This window comes from Campylobacter sp. RM19073 (genome assembly GCF_024723495.1).
GTDB classification, from domain to species: Bacteria; Campylobacterota; Campylobacteria; order Campylobacterales; family Campylobacteraceae; genus Campylobacter; species Campylobacter porcelli.
In genome coordinates, this window is the sequence record NZ_JANQCT010000062.1 from 1 (window position 1) to 872 (window position 872).

Below are 872 nucleotides of genomic sequence, written 5' to 3' on the forward strand. Positions count from 1 at the left end.
CTCAAACAAAAACTTCCAAATAGGTGCTTATAGTAATGAGACTGCTAAGGTAAGTATAGGTGCTACAAATTCAAATACTATAGGGCATACTAGGTTTGAGACTACGAATAATGCGGTGTTTTCACATATAAGTGCTTTATCAGCCCAAGATATTATTGTAAAACTCAGCGGAGTTGATGGCTATCCTAGTGGCTACACATTTCAAACAATCTCTGGAACAGTAATCCAAAAAGATGGCTACAAAGCAATTGCTGAGATGATGAATGGTGTAAGCGATAAAACTGGCGTAAAAGTAACTGTAAATAACACGCAAATTCTAAGTGATGGCGTATCTGGCGGAACAATTCAGAATTTAACTATCAATGGTGTAACAATCGGTAATGTAACCGTAAAAGCCAATGATAGTGATAACACACTAATCGGAGCTATCAACGCTAAAAAAGATGAAACTGGTGTAGAAGCAAGTATAGAAAATGGTAAATTAGTCCTAGCTGCCAAAGATGGTAGAGCTATTAAGATTGGAGCGTTTTCTGAAACTGCTAAATATATGGGCGGTCAAGTTACCGGAGCATCTAATGGTAGTGCTGGTGGTGGTGCTGTATTTTTAGGAACTATGACATTTATTCGCCAAGACGCTAGGGATATTAAGGTAGGATTAAATGGTATGTCGGTCGTAAGTAGCGGTATGTCTCACGCAGCAATCTCTATGGCTTCAGAAGCTAGTGCAACATATAATCAAGCTAGTGTAAATTTAAAATATATGAACTCTGGAACAATAAGTGCAACAATAGCCAAAGCAATGGGCTACTTCGATGGTGGAGCTTCTAATGCTGGTGGTGGATATGGCGACCAAGCCGGTGGCGTAAATACTT

1 protein-coding gene is annotated in these 872 nt (G+C 39.1%); it reads left to right on the forward strand.

All coding sequences use genetic code 11. The features are described 5' to 3' along the window. On the forward strand, positions 1-872 hold an 872-nt coding region (locus tag CSUIS19073_RS08245; RefSeq protein WP_337214419.1), incomplete at both ends, for a flagellin hook IN motif-containing protein.